Source organism: Shewanella sp. 553 (genome assembly GCF_059338375.1).
In genome coordinates, this window is record NZ_CM181701.1 from 3,356,472 (window position 1) to 3,372,721 (window position 16,250).

Annotated in this window: 14 protein-coding genes; 7 read left to right on the top strand and 7 right to left on the bottom strand. The window is 48.4% G+C overall.

Translation table 11 applies throughout. The features are described 5' to 3' along the window. Positions 1–4: 4 nt before the first annotated feature. Positions 5–739, bottom strand: coding sequence for a basic amino acid ABC transporter substrate-binding protein (locus AC5YBZ_RS14850; RefSeq protein ID WP_494520869.1), 735 nt, complete (start codon positions 737–739; stop codon positions 5–7). 280 nt (positions 740–1,019) lie between these two features. Here AC5YBZ_RS14850 and rluF point away from each other — a divergent pair, with 280 nt between their 5' ends. Beyond that, entirely contained in the window at positions 1,020–1,913 is an 894-nt protein-coding gene (gene rluF / locus AC5YBZ_RS14855; RefSeq protein ID WP_494520868.1) for a 23S rRNA pseudouridine(2604) synthase RluF, read from the top strand. A 231-nt stretch (positions 1,914–2,144) separates the two neighbouring features. Further along, the gene (locus tag AC5YBZ_RS14860) at positions 2,145–2,864 is read left to right on the top strand and encodes an oxidative stress defense protein (protein WP_494520867.1); all 720 of its coding nucleotides are present in this window, start codon (positions 2,145–2,147) and stop codon (positions 2,862–2,864) included. 114 nt (positions 2,865–2,978) lie between these two features. Here the strand turns inward: AC5YBZ_RS14860 and AC5YBZ_RS14865 are convergent, their stop codons facing one another. The 4 genes from AC5YBZ_RS14865 to AC5YBZ_RS14880 all read right to left on the bottom strand — a co-directional run bounded on the left by AC5YBZ_RS14865 (position 2,979) and on the right by AC5YBZ_RS14880 (position 8,172). Beyond that, positions 2,979–4,169, bottom strand: coding sequence for a potassium/proton antiporter (locus AC5YBZ_RS14865; protein ID WP_494520866.1), 1,191 nt, complete (start codon positions 4,167–4,169; stop codon positions 2,979–2,981). A 133-nt stretch (positions 4,170–4,302) separates the two neighbouring features. Then, positions 4,303–5,088 carry a prolipoprotein diacylglyceryl transferase gene (lgt, locus tag AC5YBZ_RS14870; RefSeq protein ID WP_494523945.1) on the bottom strand — a complete coding sequence of 262 codons (786 nt, stop codon included), beginning with the start codon at positions 5,086–5,088 and terminating at the stop codon, positions 4,303–4,305. 320 nt (positions 5,089–5,408) lie between these two features. Continuing rightward, positions 5,409–6,689, bottom strand: coding sequence for a 4-aminobutyrate--2-oxoglutarate transaminase (gabT, locus tag AC5YBZ_RS14875; protein WP_494520864.1), 1,281 nt, complete (start codon positions 6,687–6,689; stop codon positions 5,409–5,411). Between the two features lie 25 nt (positions 6,690–6,714). After that, positions 6,715–8,172 (bottom strand): NAD-dependent succinate-semialdehyde dehydrogenase, encoded by a 1,458-nt coding sequence (locus AC5YBZ_RS14880; protein ID WP_494543124.1) that lies wholly within the window; start codon positions 8,170–8,172, stop codon positions 6,715–6,717. A gap of 116 nt (positions 8,173–8,288) precedes the next feature. On the opposite strand from AC5YBZ_RS14880, the gene AC5YBZ_RS14885 reads away from it, so the two are divergent. Next, positions 8,289–9,224: a LysR family transcriptional regulator gene (locus AC5YBZ_RS14885; protein WP_494520862.1), complete on the top strand. Its 936-nt coding sequence runs from the start codon at positions 8,289–8,291 to the stop codon at positions 9,222–9,224. Positions 9,225–9,362: 138 nt separating this feature from the next. Here the strand turns inward: AC5YBZ_RS14885 and AC5YBZ_RS14890 are convergent, their stop codons facing one another. Further along, positions 9,363–10,598 carry an OprD family outer membrane porin gene (locus tag AC5YBZ_RS14890; protein WP_494520861.1) on the bottom strand — a complete coding sequence of 412 codons (1,236 nt, stop codon included), beginning with the start codon at positions 10,596–10,598 and terminating at the stop codon, positions 9,363–9,365. A 637-nt stretch (positions 10,599–11,235) separates the two neighbouring features. Between AC5YBZ_RS14890 and AC5YBZ_RS14895 the strand changes: the two genes are divergently transcribed. Next, positions 11,236–11,949: a FadR/GntR family transcriptional regulator gene (locus AC5YBZ_RS14895; protein WP_494520860.1), complete on the top strand. Its 714-nt coding sequence runs from the start codon at positions 11,236–11,238 to the stop codon at positions 11,947–11,949. Positions 11,950–12,037: 88 nt separating this feature from the next. On the opposite strand, the gene AC5YBZ_RS14900 is transcribed toward AC5YBZ_RS14895, so the two are convergent. Further along, positions 12,038–12,562, bottom strand: coding sequence for a DUF3087 domain-containing protein (locus tag AC5YBZ_RS14900; RefSeq protein WP_494520859.1), 525 nt, complete (start codon positions 12,560–12,562; stop codon positions 12,038–12,040). Between the two features lie 299 nt (positions 12,563–12,861). Here AC5YBZ_RS14900 and AC5YBZ_RS14905 point away from each other — a divergent pair, with 299 nt between their 5' ends. From AC5YBZ_RS14905 to AC5YBZ_RS14915, 3 genes are all read left to right on the top strand, one after another. Continuing rightward, the gene (locus AC5YBZ_RS14905) at positions 12,862–14,271 is read left to right on the top strand and encodes a Na+/H+ antiporter NhaC family protein (protein ID WP_494524833.1); all 1,410 of its coding nucleotides are present in this window, start codon (positions 12,862–12,864) and stop codon (positions 14,269–14,271) included. 236 nt (positions 14,272–14,507) lie between these two features. Next, positions 14,508–15,209, top strand: a complete 702-nt coding sequence (locus AC5YBZ_RS14910; protein ID WP_494543125.1) for a DUF998 domain-containing protein — start codon at positions 14,508–14,510, stop codon at positions 15,207–15,209. Positions 15,210–15,319: 110 nt separating this feature from the next. Then, positions 15,320–16,036 (top strand): pseudouridine synthase, encoded by a 717-nt coding sequence (locus tag AC5YBZ_RS14915; protein WP_494543126.1) that lies wholly within the window; start codon positions 15,320–15,322, stop codon positions 16,034–16,036. The last annotated feature ends 214 nt before the right edge of the window (positions 16,037–16,250 follow it).

Here is a 16,250-nt window from a genome sequence, read left to right on the forward strand (position 1 = left end):
GTGCTCACTTCATATGCTGGGCGATCAGAGCATCATACTGGCCATTGGCTTTCATATTGGCCAAGGTGGTGTTAATGCTGTTAAGGAGTTCAGGTTGCCCCTTGGCCACGGCAAACCCATAGAACTCAGGCTCGAAGTCGAGTGTGATCTGTTTTAGGTCTGGGTTTTTGGCGAGGTAATTGGCCGCTGGCTCACTGTCAAATAGCACCAGATCCACCTTACCGTTTTTAAGCTCCATAATGGCTTCAAAACCGGTATTAAAGGCGGTCACTTGTTGGGTATATTGCTTTGCCATAATGTCGGCAGTTGAACCCAATTGCACCGCAAAATGTTTATCTTGTAAGTCAGCGATACTATTGATGCCCATTTGATTTTTATTCACTAATACCACTTGGGTTGCTTCGTAGTAGGGCTGAGAAAAATTAACGCTTTGTTGCCGCTCAGGGGTGATGGTCATCCCCGAGGCGATAAAATCAATTTTACCTGAGTTTAAGGCCACAATTAGCGAATCAAACTTCATGTTTTCGACCTTTAAGGTCTTACCGGCGTCTTTAGCTATCTGACGTGCTAAATCAATATCAAACCCCTTGATTTCATCGCCACTAGTACCACCCACATATTCAAAAGGGGGGAAGGCTGCATTGGTACCAACCACTAATACATCATCACTTTTACCACATCCAGTTAACAACAAGGCTACAACCAAGCTAAAACTGCCTAATAACACGGATTTGCTCATTTTAAACTCTCTTTTTCGATAAAAACTGCACTGGCACAGACTATAAGCCCCCCCCCCTTTAAGTGTCAATAATTATGCCGTTTATTTGACTATAAATTCACTTTGGTACTATTGGCGCGATGCTTTACTCAATCCCTACAGCACCAACTAGCCCTATCGGCACGATTTTTAGCGATCCCAAGTGCAGGTGAATGTGATAGCATTTACGCTTACTGCGCCCTGCAATTGGCGCCCATAACTCGGAACGCGAAAAGCGCTCCTCTTTTCAAAGGAAGCCATTGTGAGCGAAGCTGGGATCCGTCTTAACAAGTACATCAGTGAAAGTGGTATTTGTTCTCGCCGAGAAGCCGATCGTTTTATCGAGCAAGGTAATGTTTTTATTAATGGCAAACGTGCTCAAATAGGCGATCAAGTCTCATTTGGCGATAAAGTGAAGGTTAATGGCCGTGATATTGAACCAAGAGACGCCGACGACTTGGTGTTTATCGCCTTAAATAAACCTGTCGGCATCGTCAGCACCACCGAAAGCACCGAGCGCGATAACATCGTCGACTTCGTTAACCATAGCGAGCGGGTATTTCCCATTGGCCGCTTAGATAAAGACTCTCAAGGGCTGATATTCCTAACCAACAATGGCGATCTGGTCAATAAGATTTTGCGTGCCGGCAACAATCACGACAAAGAATATGTGGTGACAGTGAACAAACCGATCACTGAGGCGTTTTTAACAGGTATGCGCGCTGGCGTGCCCATGCTTGGGGTGATAACCAAGAAGTGCAAGGTAGAGCAGATCTCTACTTTTGTATTTAAAATCGTATTGGTACAAGGCCTTAACCGCCAAATCCGCAGAATGTGTGAACATTTCAACTTTGAAGTAACCAAGCTTGAACGCCAAAGCATAATGAACGTTACGCTCAAAGGCTTACCTTTAGGCGAGTGGCGTGACTTAGATGAGGAGGAGCTGTCAACCCTGTTTAAGCTTATCGAACACTCCTCTTCTGAAGACAAAAAAGCACCTAAAAAAGCGGTCAAAAAGCCTGCCAAGAAACCCAATAAATCGCTACGGGACAAGATTGAAGGCCCTGAGCACTTTATGCAAAATCATGGTAAAAAGAAAAAACCAGCTGGCGCCAGTAAAGGTAAGCCATCGCACTCTAGACGCCCTAAGCGATAATATCATCTGCCAGTCTTAGTGTCTTTTACGCTGAAATCCCACCAGCCCTGTTACCCTCCAGCAGGGCTTTTTACTGCCATTGTTATCAAACTCATGACGCTAACGATCTGCTAATGGCATAAAATATAAATTAAATTAACCCCTTTTCAATTTTGCTCCGTGTATACCAGCAACCGGACTCAATAACAGTCCATCATAGTGTATTAAGCGTATCTTCACTTGGAGTTAAGTATGACAAAATTACCTTTAGCAAGGCTCATTACCAGCAGCATATTGGCCACAGCCCTTGGTTTTGCCAGCGCCACTGCCATGGCGAGCGGCATCGACTTTCCCCATATCGAAACCGTCGGCACCAGCCAAGTGATGATCAAGGCCGATATGGCCGAACTGGTAGTAGAAGTGGTCAGCGAAGCTAAGACTCCGGCAGAGGCTAAGGCGAATTCAGATAAGGCGGTCGCCGATTTTCTTGCCCGCCTGGCCGAAGCAGGCGTCGAGCGCCAGCATATCCACAGCGCCAACCTTTCGCTGCAAGCTAAACAGCAATATGACAGTGACACCCGCACCACCACCGAGGTGGGTTATCGCGCCAGTCGCCAAGTGACCGTGACCGTAGTTGAGCTCGCAAAGCTAAATAACCTTTTAGATACCGCACTTGAGCAGGGCATCAATCGGATTAATCACATTGCTTTTACGTCGAGTAAAACCGCCGAACTTATCGCACAAGCACGCCAGCAAGCGATAGCCGATGCCGAGCAAAAGGCCAAAGCCTTAGCCGCCGGATTCGGTGCAGAGTTAGATAGAGTGTGGCAGATCCGCTATATTGAGCAACGCCCAGTGCAGCCGGTGATGTATCGCATGGACGCTGCGCCAAAAGCCAGCATAGCCGAGAGTTACCAGCAGGCGCAAACCACTGTGAGCGACAGAGTCGAAGTGATCTATCGCTTAAAGTAAGCACGATTGACTAAATTGGCCGCCTCATCAAACACCGTTAAACCACCTCAGATGACGCGGCCAACGACTTTACTTTATCAACTCGAACCCAAAAAATATCACTCTACAAATCGATTAATCGTCTCGATTAAGCTTGAGCTTTTTTGCTAGCGGCTCAATGGCAGCCCCCTGCAGTACAATAGAAAACAGCACCATAAAGAACACCATATGCACCAACTCTATCGCGCCATCCACGCCAGCGGCCGCCGGAATTAATGCAAACACGATAGGAGTTGCTCCTTTGAGCCCAATCGATGAGATAAACAATCGTTTTTGCCAACTGGCCTGCCTAAAGGGCAAGTAACACAACTGCACCGCCAGTGGCCGTGCCACAAACATCAACAATGCCGCCGGCAGCAGTGACAAAGTAAATACCGACACTAAGGTTTGCGGGAACATCTGCAAGCCTAGGATGATAAACATCAGTGACTGGGCTAACCACGACATGCTGTTAAAGAAGTGACGCGTCACTTCGCCGCCGCGTTTGATGCCGTTGCCCATCACCACCCCTGCGACGTAGGACGCGATCAAAATATTGCCGCCCGCCAAATCACTGCCATAGGCAGCAATCACAAAGCAAGCCAAGACAAATACTGGGATCAGGCCATACTCTTGCAGCTGAATATGGTTAAGCGCCCACACCCCCAACTTAGCCACCACAAAGGCGATTAAGATCCCCAACAGAATTTGCAGCACTAACGTTTGGCCTATCTCCCATGCCGATATCGCCTCATTAGGCGCGAGGGCAATACCGGTTAAAATCATCACCATCACCAGTGCGACAGGATCGTTGGTGGCCGATTCGAACTCCAAAATACGATCGGTCTGCTGCTTTAATTTAAGTTTTTTCGCCTCAAGGATAGAAAACACCGCCGCCGCATCGGTAGATGACACCATAGCTGCAAACAACAGGCAGATAACAGGGCTCCAACTGGTGAGCGGATAGAGCATTAATGCCAACAATAAGGTCGTCAACACCACACCGCAGGTTGCTAATACACCGCCCTCTTTGTAGGCCAGCTTAATGCTATCGGTGGAAGTATTAATGCCGCCAACAAACACGATCACATTAAGTGCGATCGCACCAACCGTCGAGGTCACGGCCAAATTATCATACACAAAATTAAATTCGCCATTGCCCAAGGCTAAGCCCACCACCATAAAAATTAACAGGCTAGGTAAGCCTAAGGTTTTAGACGGGTGGTGTAATAAAATGCCGATGGCTATTAGCGCCGCAATGCCCAGTAGGATAATTTCGTAAGACATCGACATCCTTTTTTAATGGTTAGCAGGGTAACGTTAGTCGGCCGAGAGACCAATAATAGCTTTGTATAGGGGGAATGAGGTCACCTGGCTGATACAGCTCATGAGTATCAGCCAAGTGGAGGTTTATTGGCGATTAAGCCTGACGCCGTGATAAATAAGCCCGCGCTAATAAGACCACACCCACAATCAGAAAGGGCACGCTCAACATCTGGCCTGCACTAATGACCCAGTCTTGGGCATAGGCCGCCTGCTTTACCTTGATCTCTTCGATGATAAACCGCGCGCTAAACACCAGCACTAAAAATAGCCCAAAAATCGCCCCCTGCTTTTGCTTCATCTGGGTGGTGCGATAGATGAACCACAAGGTGATAAAGATGGTTAAATAAGCCAATGCTTCATATAGTTGCGCCGGATGGCGTGGCAGGCGATCGATACGCTCGAAAATAATGCCCCAAGGCTTATCGGTGACCACTCCTAAGATCTCTGAGTTAGCAAAATTAGCCATGCGCACAAAGAAGCCAAAGATGGCGGTGGCGATCGCTAAGCGATCGAGTAAAAACAGAAACGGCATTTTAGTCTTAGTATGGTAATAATACAGGGCTAAGATGGCGCCTAAGCCGCCGCCGTGACTGGCGAGGCCGCCTTCCCAAATCGCTAAAATTTTCTGCGGATGGGCAAAATAATAGCCCGGGTCGTAAAACAATACATGGGCGAGGCGAGCACCAACAATGATGCCTACAACACAGTAAATCAGCAGATTATCTAACGACTCTACATCTAAACCTTCACGCACATAAATGCGTTTCATCACCTGAAAACCACTGGCGATCGCCACGGCAAACAGCACGCCATACCAATGTATTTTGAGTCCCATGAACGAGATCATCACAGGATCGATATTCCAAACTATGTGCTCCAAACGCTTTACTCCATAAGGTGCAGGCCAAGTGACCCGCTTAAATAATCTGCCAGTAGGCATTTTCACGCGCTTGGCGCGCTTATTCAAGCTCATACTATGGATTAATCACGATAAATTAGCTAGATAACCTGAGTCTTACCAGCATAAAAAAGGGCTTAGTCACGAGTGCGACTAAACCCTTGATACCATGCGTTGCTGTGCTTGCAATCGCATTCGTTATCGGCTCACGCTTGAAGGGTAAGATACCGGCTAGTTATGGTCACGCCAGCTCCACTTATGCCTCAAACAAGCCCATTTTAATCATGGTCATTTGACTGGTATTATTTTGCCACAGCAGCAAACAACTGATTAAATTTCTCCAGTCCTTCAAGCATAATCTCATCGCTAATGGTTAATGCGGGCAAGAAACGGATCACGTTACCGTAAAAACCACAGGCCAGTAGCACTAAGCCATGCTCGGCGGCATTGGCGATAATGGCTTGAGTCAGAGCCGTATTGGGTTGCTCTTTATCACCATCGACAAACAGCTCCATGGCGATCATCGCGCCTTGATTGCGCACCTCGCCAATCAACTGCGGATAACGCTGTTGCAACGCACTCAAATGCTCGTTAAATGTCGCGCCAATGTGCGCCGCACGTTCAACTAAGTGTTCTTCGGCGATCACCTCTAGCACAGCCAGCGCCGCCACGCAGCCCACGGGCGAGCCACCATAAGTGCCACCAAGACCACCGGGAAGTGGCGCATCCATAATGTCACTCTTACCCACCACGGCCGCCAGAGGGAAGCCGCCGGCAATGCCTTTCGCCATGGTGATAAGATCCGGCTCCACCTGGGCATGCTCGAAGCTAAACATCTTGCCGGTGCGGCCAAAACCACTTTGAATTTCATCGGCAATTAATACAATGCCATGTTTATCACACAGCGCGCGCAGTGCCTGTAAAAATTCAGGTGGCGCAATATAAAACCCGCCCTCGCCCTGCACTGGCTCAACAATAATCGCTGCCACATCGCAAGGGGCGATATCGACCTTAAACAGGTTTTCAATCGCCTTAAGTGAATCTTTCACGCTCACATCATGCAGCGCCATTGGATAAGGCGCGTGGAAGATATCGCCGGCAAAGGGACCAAACTGATGCTTATACGGGCTGATTTTACCCGTTAACGCCATGGTTAAATTGGTGCGGCCATGAAAACCACCATTAAAGGCGATAACGCCGCGACGCCCCGTGTGCGCACGGGCGATTTTGACGCAGTTTTCCACGGCTTCGGCGCCAGTGGTCACAAAAATCGCTTTCTTATCACTCGGCCCCGGGGCGATAGCGGTCAGCTTTTCGGCCAGTTCAACCGCCGATTCATAAGGATTAACCATCACGCAGGTGTGGCTAAATTTATCCAGCTGCGCCTTAACGGCTTCGACTATTTTTGGATGGCTGTGGCCGGTATTACACACGGCGATGCCTGTGCCAAAATCGATATAACGTTTGCCTTCCACATCCCACAGCTCAGCATTGCTGGCACGTTCAACATAGGCGGCATAAGCGTTGCCCTGACCACGGGCGATGGCGTTCACTTTACGTGCTTGTAAATCTGCGTTGCTCATTTTGAAATCCTTTAATCTTATTGAGTTACTTATCCAGTCCGCCAAGGCACAGGTACTTAATTTCTAAATAATCATCGAGTCCATATTTTGACCCTTCACGGCCATTACCCGATTGTTTTACGCCGCCAAAAGGCGCAGCCGCATTAGAGATAATGCCTTCGTTGACGCCAACCATGCCATACTCAAGTCCCTCGGCGATGCGGAAAATACGGCCAATATCGCGGGCATAGAAATAAGCCGCTAAACCATATTCGGTATCGTTAGCCAGCGCCAAGGCTTGCGCTTCATCGTCGAAACTAATGATAGGTGTGACAGGGCCAAAAATTTCGTTACGCGCCAGCGCCATCTCATTAGTGACGCCGGTGACTATCATAGGCGCGAGAAAGCTTTCGCCTAACTCGCTGCGCCCACCGCCAGCAATCACTGTCGCGCCACTGGCCACAGTGTCGTCCACCAGCTTTAGCACATCATCGACCGCGGTTTTAGAGATCATCGGACCAACGGTGACCCCGTCGCTCAAGCCATCTCCGACCTGCAAACTCGCCACGGCGGCGCTGAATTTTTCGGTAAACTCGGCGGCCACCTTGCTTTGCACTAAGATGCGGTTGGTACATACACAGGTTTGACCCGCGTTGCGGTATTTCGACACTAAAGCGCCCTGCACGGCGGCGTCGATATCGGCATCATCGAATACGATAAAGGGCGCATTGCCACCCAGCTCCATCGACACTTTTTTCACACTGGTGGCGCACTGGGCCAGTAAAATTTTGCCCACCGCAGTGGAGCCGGTAAAGGTAAACTTAGCCACGTCGGGATGCTGGGTAAGTACCTTACCCATACCCGCAGCATCTTCACCCACCACAATATTAAACACCCCGGCTGGGATCCCGGCGCGCTCGGCCAGCTCAGCCATGGCGAGTGCCGACAAGGGAGTAGACGGCGAAGGGCGCGCCACAAAAGTACAGCCTGCCGCTAAGGCCGCTGCAGCCTTACGGGCGATCATCGCGTTGGGGAAGTTCCAGGGAGTGATCGAGGCCACCACACCAACTGGCTGCTTGATCACAATAATACGCTTGTCACTGGCTGGCGCCGGAATGGTGTCGCCGTAGACACGCTTGCCCTCTTCGGCAAACCAATCGATAAAGGCGGCGCCATAGGCAATTTCACCCTTGGCTTCTGCCAACGGCTTACCCTGCTCTAGGGTTAATATGCGCCCCAAATCGTCTTGATGTTGCATCATCAAGTTAAACCATTTACGCATCAGTGCGGCGCGCTCATTGGCGCTCTTTTTTGACCACGCTGGCAGGGCTTTTTTAGCGGCCACTATCGCCGCTTGGGTTTCATCACAGCCAGCATTAGCCACCTCGGCCACCACCTGTTGATTGGCGGGATTGACCACCGCAAAACGGTCGGCGCTATCGACCCAGTTACCGTCGATATATGAGGCGAGCTTGATTAACTGGCTATCTTTAATTCCCTGCATAAATACTCCAAATCAAAAGGGCTGAGCTTTTAGTCACTAATTTGTCTATTGAATAGCAAAAGCAACTCAGGTTAAATACAAAATAATCAACACAATGTTTTATGGCGGCAAAACTTATGAGCAAGCAATCGATCATCCCTAAGGCTGTCACCGAATATGACCTACGCTTGCTGCGCATTTTTCGCACCGTAGTGGAGAATGGCGGCTTTGCCGCAGCCGAAGCCGAACTGGGTGTCACCCGCTCGACCATTAGCGTGCATATGGCCAACCTTGAAAGCCGCATGAAACTGAAATTGTGCAGCCGAGGGCGTGGCGGATTTGCCCTGACCGAGGCGGGACAAGCCGTGTATCACGCCTGCATCGAACTGTTTGACTCACTCAATGATTTCTCTATGTTTGTCAATAATCTAGGCGAGGAGTTGATCGGCGAACTGGTGATCTTATGTGCCGATCAGTTAGATCACACCATGCAACAGAAACTGGCGCAGGTGGTGGCTTACATCCATGCGCGCCAACCCCAGCTACACCTGATTTTAGACGGCGAAGCGCTGCATCATATCGAGAAGTCGTTACTGCAAGATAAGGCCCATGTGGGCTTACTGCCCAGCTATCAGCAGATTGAAGGATTACACTACCGCACACTGTTTAGCGAGCCCATCTATCTGTGCTGCAGCGCTCAGCACCCCTACTTTGAACTCAGCGATAGCGAGATCAGCGCCGAAATGCTGTCAAAGACCGCCTCTATCCACCCTGGCGTCGATATTGACCCCGATGGGCGCGAACAATTAAAGCGCTTAAACTTGTCGGCAAAAGCGTATCAGTTTGATACTCGTAAAACCTTAATTCTATCGGGCTGCTATATTGGATACCTGCCGCTAAGCTATATCCAGCAAGAGCTAGAGACGGGGCAGATGAAGATAATTCACGGCGATGCCGCCAGTTATCCGTTTAATTTGTCGATGGTGTATAAGCACTCGGCGCGAGAAACGGCCAAGGTCGAGCTGTTGATGGCGGCGTTTAATGAAGTGTTTGGCCTAGATATGCCCAGTTAGAGCCTATCAAGTGGCAAACCCAGTGACGAGCGTGAGGCGATCGCCACTGGGTTGCGCTTAATCGGTCTCTTAATCGGTATGATGCATCCCCATCACATTAAACAGGCTCTTTAATGAGATGGGGAGTATAGGTGCAGATTAACTATTGCCCAGTACAAAGCTGTACTTAAGATAGAGGCGTAAATCATTGAGATCTTCGCCGTTATCCATATCGACTAAGGCATAGCGCGCACGGCAACTTAAACCCGGTAGCCACTTATCTAAACCATAGCTCACCGAAAAATCGGTCTGGTTAAAGTCACTACCAGCGCCTTCTGGTACATCATATTCACCATAATGGACATAGGCAGATAAGCCAGTCACCATCTTAGAAAAATCGTAACCCACCTTAAGGGCATATACCTCTTCATTGGCTCGACCCGCCTGATACACCTGCTGGATCACCGCCTTTTCATCACCCCAAGGGGCGAGTAAGGCATCATCACCGGTTTTGGCGTACATCAGGGTGACATCAAGCCCGGCATATTTTGCCCCAGCGTGCAAACCATATTGATAGGTATCTAGTGCACCAGCGGTTTCATCGCCCGATGACGCTTGGGTTAAATAGGTAGGTTTAAGGTACAACTTTCCCTCGCCAACAGGCGTAGACAGGTACAACCTTGCGTAAGTCTGATTAAACACATCCTCCATGTTGTAATGCCACACATCGGCCACGGCATTAACTTGTTCAAACGGTAGCTGATATTTAGCGCCTATGATGTACATAGGATTATCGGCCACATCAGAGGTGATCCCCTCACCAGCGCGCTTAGCCTGCAGCACATCATCGAGTGAGACAAATCCATTATCAGACCAGTTCATCGAATCGGTCACATAAAAAGCCGACAAAGTCAGATTATCGATACTGTTATTAATGGCTGAAAAACCGCGGTAAGTGCGCGGGATAGCGCGAATATCATGACGATTCAACCAAGGGGTATCCATCTCTTGCGCGCCTAGTTTAAAGCGGGTATTCCACCACTGGCCCTGCACAAAGTATTCCTGTAGACGGTTAACATCAGCATGATCGCCATTGGCATCGCGGGCCACTAAGCCATACACATTATTGTTATCGTTGATCCAAATCGGATTCGCCGAGGCAAAACTGGTGCCAAAGCTAATGCCATTAACGGCAGCGGTTTGGTAGTAAAATAATCCACCGATAGAGGTATCGTGCTTAGTGGTGGTGGCGTCATCAAAATCACGCGTAAAATCAAACAAGCGTAACTCGGCTTTCATTTGACCTTGACTAAACATCTGCTCGACGCTGCTATCGGCCATCGCCGGAATCGACATGGCAGTAAGAACTAAGAGTGATAGGTAGGATTTTTTCATTATTATACTTCCCATGATCCGTGGCGAGTAAGCGTGGTAGCTGTGAGCACCACGGCTGTTAGGGTGAGAGTTGCTCTTTTCATATTGACCTCAGGCTAAATTGCTCAAAACTGACGATGTAACAACATCGAAGTGGCGCTATTTCATACTGGCCGCAACTTTACGGTCATCAAGGCTGAAATAGCCGACCTTTTCGAACTTGTTGTTGCCATCCCCATATGCGAGATCACTAGCAAGATGGTTAAGTGGATCGCCTCAGTTAGATTTGAGGAAAATGCGATTTGAGAAAAAAGCGCCATAACCACATGGCGCTAAAAGGCTCAACTCACATGAAATCACTTAACCATGCTATCGATTGGGGCTTCCCCCTCACAACAACAAGCATACGTTAAATGTATGACATATGATTTTTGCTGTACATTTGCGTTAATCACATTTGTATAAAAGGTCACACAATTGTTTTTCCTGCAGACAGGCTCACGCTTTTACACAATAAACCCGCATTTTTGCCGATAGACTATTGCCTCACACTGCAAGGTAAATTAGGGAGATTCACACCGAAAATTAATGAGTTGGCTAAGATACTAAAGAGTTGCTATGGTATGATTTTTGGACTCGTCTGCACACGGAATTTATCTTGAACACTTTCAAACCAATCAAACAGATTAAGGTGTCTAACGAAGTTTTTCAGCAACTCAGAGATGCTATTTTTGATGGCCAATATCTGGCGGGCGCCAAACTCCCCTCGGAGCGAGAATTAATTGAAACCTTTCAAGTTAGCCGAACCGTGGTACGAGAGGCATTAAAAGGGTTAGAAGCGCGCGGGTTGGTCGATATAAAGCAGGGCGCTACCGGCGGTGCATTTGTCAAAAAGCAGACCTATGAACGCCTGAGTAATGACTGCAAAGACTTGTTTTTATTAGGACAGATGTCTTATGCCGAGATCTGCCAAGCCCGCTTAGCCATTGCCCCCATAGTGGCAGGATTAGCAGCGCAACATGGCACGGATGAGGCGCGCCAGCAACTGCAGCAATTGTCCCAACATTGCGAGCCCAGCGACCGAGTCAGCCAGGTGTACCATCAACTGGCCATGATGTGTAATAACCGATTTTTAACCGCTATTGATCAAGCGCTTATCCAGCTGATCGCCGATGTCGATAATCCAACCTCGATAAATAATTCGACAAGCCATCCTGACATGGGGGTGGCAGATGAGATACACACTTTAGTCGATGCGGTGCTAAGCTGTGATCCGTCAAGCGCCGAACAAGCAATGCGCGCCCATCTACAGGCTCATCTCAGCTGTCGGCAACCCGCTCCTCAATCAGACAGGGATAGATCGAGTGAATAACCCTGCTTAATAGCGTCGGTTCAACGCGCGGCTGCGCTTCTATTGAGTCCCGCCAGCAGGGGCAAAAGCGGTTAAGCTCAGTCGTCCCCTAAAAGTGCGCTAATAACTCGGCGCTAAAATCTTGCGCCCCAACCGTTAGCCCTAAACGCTCAATCTGTTGATTAATGCGGTTTAGCTCAGTCTCCACCTCGCCTAAGGTCAAGGTATTATCATCTAACAGATAGACAAGTTTTAAGCTGGTGTAATAAAAACTTAAAATAATCAGTGCATTGACATCATCCTTCTCTGCCGCGAGTTTAATGGCTTTGAGTTTTCGATAGATGCGATTATGTAGCGCCTTTAAACGCGACACATAATAGATCTCTTTAAAATAGGCATGGTGCCGCTGTCGATACAAGACCCCAGCGCACACAGCAAACCCAAACAGTACGCCTAAAAAATTAAGGTGGAAATTACCCGTCGATTCGCCTGTCGCCACTTCGACTTGGCCCCACAAACTGATCAACACCTGACCAATGAGTAACGACAAGATCGCAAGACAAGCAATAAACACTATGATCACGCGGTTTAAATGTTCACGGTAGGTGATCTTATCTATCTCGATTAGCTTCATCTGATTTCTCTGTAAATGCCCCTAGGTTATGAGAGTGCAAGATTACCACGGCACGGGCGCAAAATCGCACCATGACGCTATATTTAAAGGCCATTGATGCAGCCCACTCACTTACCCAGTAACACCCGAGTGCAATAGCGGCGCTAACAGATTTAACAGAAACAAAACAAATAGCAGTAAAAACATCTAGACGTCTAAATTGACAGACGTCTTTCAATCTCATATCCTCTTGCTAATTGAGATGACCCCTGTCGCATAACTGCGGTAGGTTCCAGCAAGGAGGGCATGGGAACTTGGGTCTGCATCCTGTTTTAACGACACGTACTCGCGAGCGAGACGTAAGAAGTGAGAGAAGCACATTGACTAGACCAACACATGAGCAACATGCCACCGCCTCTAATGAGCCACAGGCATCCTTTATTGCCCTACTGCCCCTGCTGGTATTTTTGGCGCTATTTATTGGCGCTGGCGTCTACTTTCAAAACCAAGGGGTAGACTTTGCCTTTTATCAAGTTCCCAGCGTCATTGCGATTTTACCCGCCATCATACTGGCGCTGCTGATCTCTAAGCAGAAGCTCAACCAAGGGATAGAGACCTTTATCGCCGGTATTGGTCACTCCAATATTATTGCCATGTGTTTAATCTATTTACTGGCGGGCGCATTTGCCTCAGTTGCCAAGGCCACTGGCGGCGTCGATGCCACCGTTGCTTTAGGGCTATCGTTAGTGCCCTCTAACCTATTACTACCAGGGTTTTTTGTGATTGCCGCCTTTATTGCTACCGCCATGGGCACCTCAATGGGCACCATCGCTGCAGTGGCTCCGATTGCGCTCGGCGTAGCAAATGAAGCTCAAATCGAGCTAGCGGTAATGGCGGGGGCGGTGATCTCCGGCGCGTTATTTGGTGATAACTTGTCGATTATTTCTGACACCACTATCGCCTCGACCCGCACCCAAGGCTGTCACATGAAAGACAAATTCAGAGAAAACCTGATTTTTGCCATTCCGGCGGCCATCATTACCATGATCTTATTTACCCTAGCTGGCCAAGGCCAAGCGGATGTTGCCCCACAAGAAATTGATGTTATTAATGTGATCCCTTACTTAACCATTTTAGTCTTGGCAGTCTCAGGGCTTAACGTGTTTGTGGTGTTAACCGTGGGCATACTGCTGGCAGGCGCGGTGGGCTTAGTCACTAGCGACTATGACTTCATCATCTTTGGTAAAGATATCTATGCCGGTTTCACCAACATGCAGGAGATCTTTATTCTGTCGATGTTAGTGGGTGGGCTTGCGGCCTTAATGCAGCAACAAGGCGGCTTAGCGTTTGTTAATAAACAGATTGAAAAATTGATCGCCCGTTTTTCCAAGCATAAAGGTGAAGCATCGACCCGCGCCTCTGAGCTGGGTATTGCGGGCATGGTTGCTCTGACCAACACCTGTGTGGCCAATAACACGGTTTCGATTGTGGTAACGGGTAATATCGCCAAAGACTTAGCCGAGAAACATCAAGTTACGCCTAAACGTGCGGCCAGTATCTTAGATATCTTTTCCTGCATAGTGCAGGGACTGATCCCTTATGGTGCACAGGCATTATTGATCGCCTCTATCTTTACCATCAGCCCCATTGAGGCTGTGAGTCACGCATGGTACTGCATGGTGCTGGCCGTGGTTGCTATCGCGATTGTGATTTTACGAAAACGCCACTAAGCCTAAGCTTGATACAAGCTGAATCAGGTGTTACAAACTTGATTAGAGTCGTGTATTAATAGTTAATTATGGTTTAGACTGTCGCCATAGGAATATAAGGCACATGCAAGCTATATCGTTGAGTAACCACTAATATTGACGATATCAAACATGCTTAGGCATGCGCCGAATGAATCAAAGGAGTGCAGCTACACTGCGCTCCTTTTTTATTTATCGCACTCCTAACTGGCGATGTTATGACGACATACAACCCAATTAATTACGATTTTCACCGCCTGGTGGTGTTTACTATTTTGGCTGGCACTGTTATCGCTATTCTAGGTATCTCGATCACCTTACTCGCTCAGTATCAACAAATTGGCAATTTAATTTTTAGCCAACTCCCCAGCAATCTCGGCAACTATATTCGCTCGCCACTGGCTTATATTTTTAATATGGGGCTGATCCTCACCGGCATCTGCATGTTACTGGCGATGTATGGTTTACAGCAGCTAGCGCTGAATCGATTTAGTTACGCCATCGCACTGGCTGGGTCAGCGGTAGGTATTAGCATCATACTTATGGGGATCTATCCGATTAATTACCTATTTGAACACAGGTTATTTTCGACCGTTTTTTTAATCAGTACCCTAAGCCTCTACTGCATTAGCCTACTGGGTCACATTCATCATAAAAACATCTGCCCAACCCCCTTGGTTATTGTCAGTCTGCTTGGGGTCTGTTGCGCGTCCGTACTGGCGGGCATGCTCAACTGGACTGACTTAAGTTTTGCTCCTTGCCCCCATGGCGAACAAGCCCCCTGTTTACTGACCTACTTGCTGTGGTGCCAAATCCACTTGGTACTCATCTGGTGCATCATACTGGCACTCAGCATCAAAACGCTGGCGAAAAAAAGCTATTACGAGTCAATATCGGCCAAATTGGCGATCACCTACTAGGCACTGGCTATTGAGTCGATTGCAGGATAAATAATATAGTTCGTTAATCTATTGAAGTATCTGACTATAATACCTTCTCCAATCCCGATTTAGATTAATCAGAGTCCGTCATGCGCTTAGCTCAATATATTGCCCTCACCGGTTTATGTTCTCGTCGCGGTGCAACCCGGCTTATCCGTGATAGCCAAATTACCATCGATGGCCGTTTAGCTAACCATATCGACAGCGTCACTCTTATCGACACTCCACAAGGCCAAACGGCGCAGCAACAAGTTTGTTATCAAGGCAAGCCTTTGCCAGCGGTGGAGCACAAGCAATATTGGATGCTCAACAAACAGGTCGGTACCGACTGCCGCCTGCTACCCCACGACCCATCTAGCCTATGGCATCTGCTGCCCAAGCAGCCACGCCTCTATCCTGTGGGGCGGCTAGATAAAGATTCGCGCGGCTTATTACTGCTGACCAACGATGGTGAATTGACGCAGCGATTAATGCACCCCGACTTTCACCATCGCAAACGTTATCAAGTGCGACTCAATAAAGCGTTCGATGAGCAATTTATCACCCAAATGGCAGCCGGGGTCAGCTATAAAAACCTCACTAGCTTGCCCTGCCAAGTGCGGCGTTTAGATGACACTCAGTTTGAGATAGTGCTTACCCAAGGGTTAAACCGCCAGATACGTCGTATGAGTCAGGCGCTCGGTTATCGGGTCATCGACCTTGAGCGTGTGGCCATTGAGTCTTTATCTCTTGGCGCCTTGCCGCCCGGGCAATTGCGCCCACTAACCAATGATGAATTAACCGCCTTGCAAGCCAGTATTGCATAAGCGGTTGGCCTTAGAATCAAGGGGTGGCATTTTTGAGTTTTGTGTGAGTCGCGTTTGGCAAGCCGAAATGGATTAATTAGGTTTGAGGGTCGTACATTCATGGTTGTTAATTGCCTGCCGCAGGCTTATGTGAAAGCACTCTTTTACTTCGATGAGTGCAGCATCAATTGACATTTTTGAGCAACAAAGTAATTTAACGTGTGTCCATTTTTAT

Coding starts and splice junctions, on each gene's coding strand:
- AC5YBZ_RS14850 (WP_494520869.1), bottom strand. CDS start 739: ATGAGCAAATCCGTGTTATTAGGCAGTTTTAGCTTGGTTGTAGCCTTG.
- AC5YBZ_RS14860 (WP_494520867.1), top strand. CDS start 2,145: ATGACAAAATTACCTTTAGCAAGGCTCATTACCAGCAGCATATTGGCC.
- AC5YBZ_RS14865 (WP_494520866.1), bottom strand. CDS start 4,169: ATGTCTTACGAAATTATCCTACTGGGCATTGCGGCGCTAATAGCCATC.
- gabT (WP_494520864.1), bottom strand. CDS start 6,689: ATGAGCAACGCAGATTTACAAGCACGTAAAGTGAACGCCATCGCCCGT.
- AC5YBZ_RS14880 (WP_494543124.1), bottom strand. CDS start 8,172: ATGCAGGGAATTAAAGATAGCCAGTTAATCAAGCTCGCCTCATATATC.
- AC5YBZ_RS14885 (WP_494520862.1), top strand. CDS start 8,289: ATGAGCAAGCAATCGATCATCCCTAAGGCTGTCACCGAATATGACCTA.
- AC5YBZ_RS14890 (WP_494520861.1), bottom strand. CDS start 10,598: ATGAAAAAATCCTACCTATCACTCTTAGTTCTTACTGCCATGTCGATT.
- AC5YBZ_RS14900 (WP_494520859.1), bottom strand. CDS start 12,562: ATGAAGCTAATCGAGATAGATAAGATCACCTACCGTGAACATTTAAAC.
- AC5YBZ_RS14910 (WP_494543125.1), top strand. CDS start 14,508: ATGACGACATACAACCCAATTAATTACGATTTTCACCGCCTGGTGGTG.
- AC5YBZ_RS14915 (WP_494543126.1), top strand. CDS start 15,320: ATGCGCTTAGCTCAATATATTGCCCTCACCGGTTTATGTTCTCGTCGC.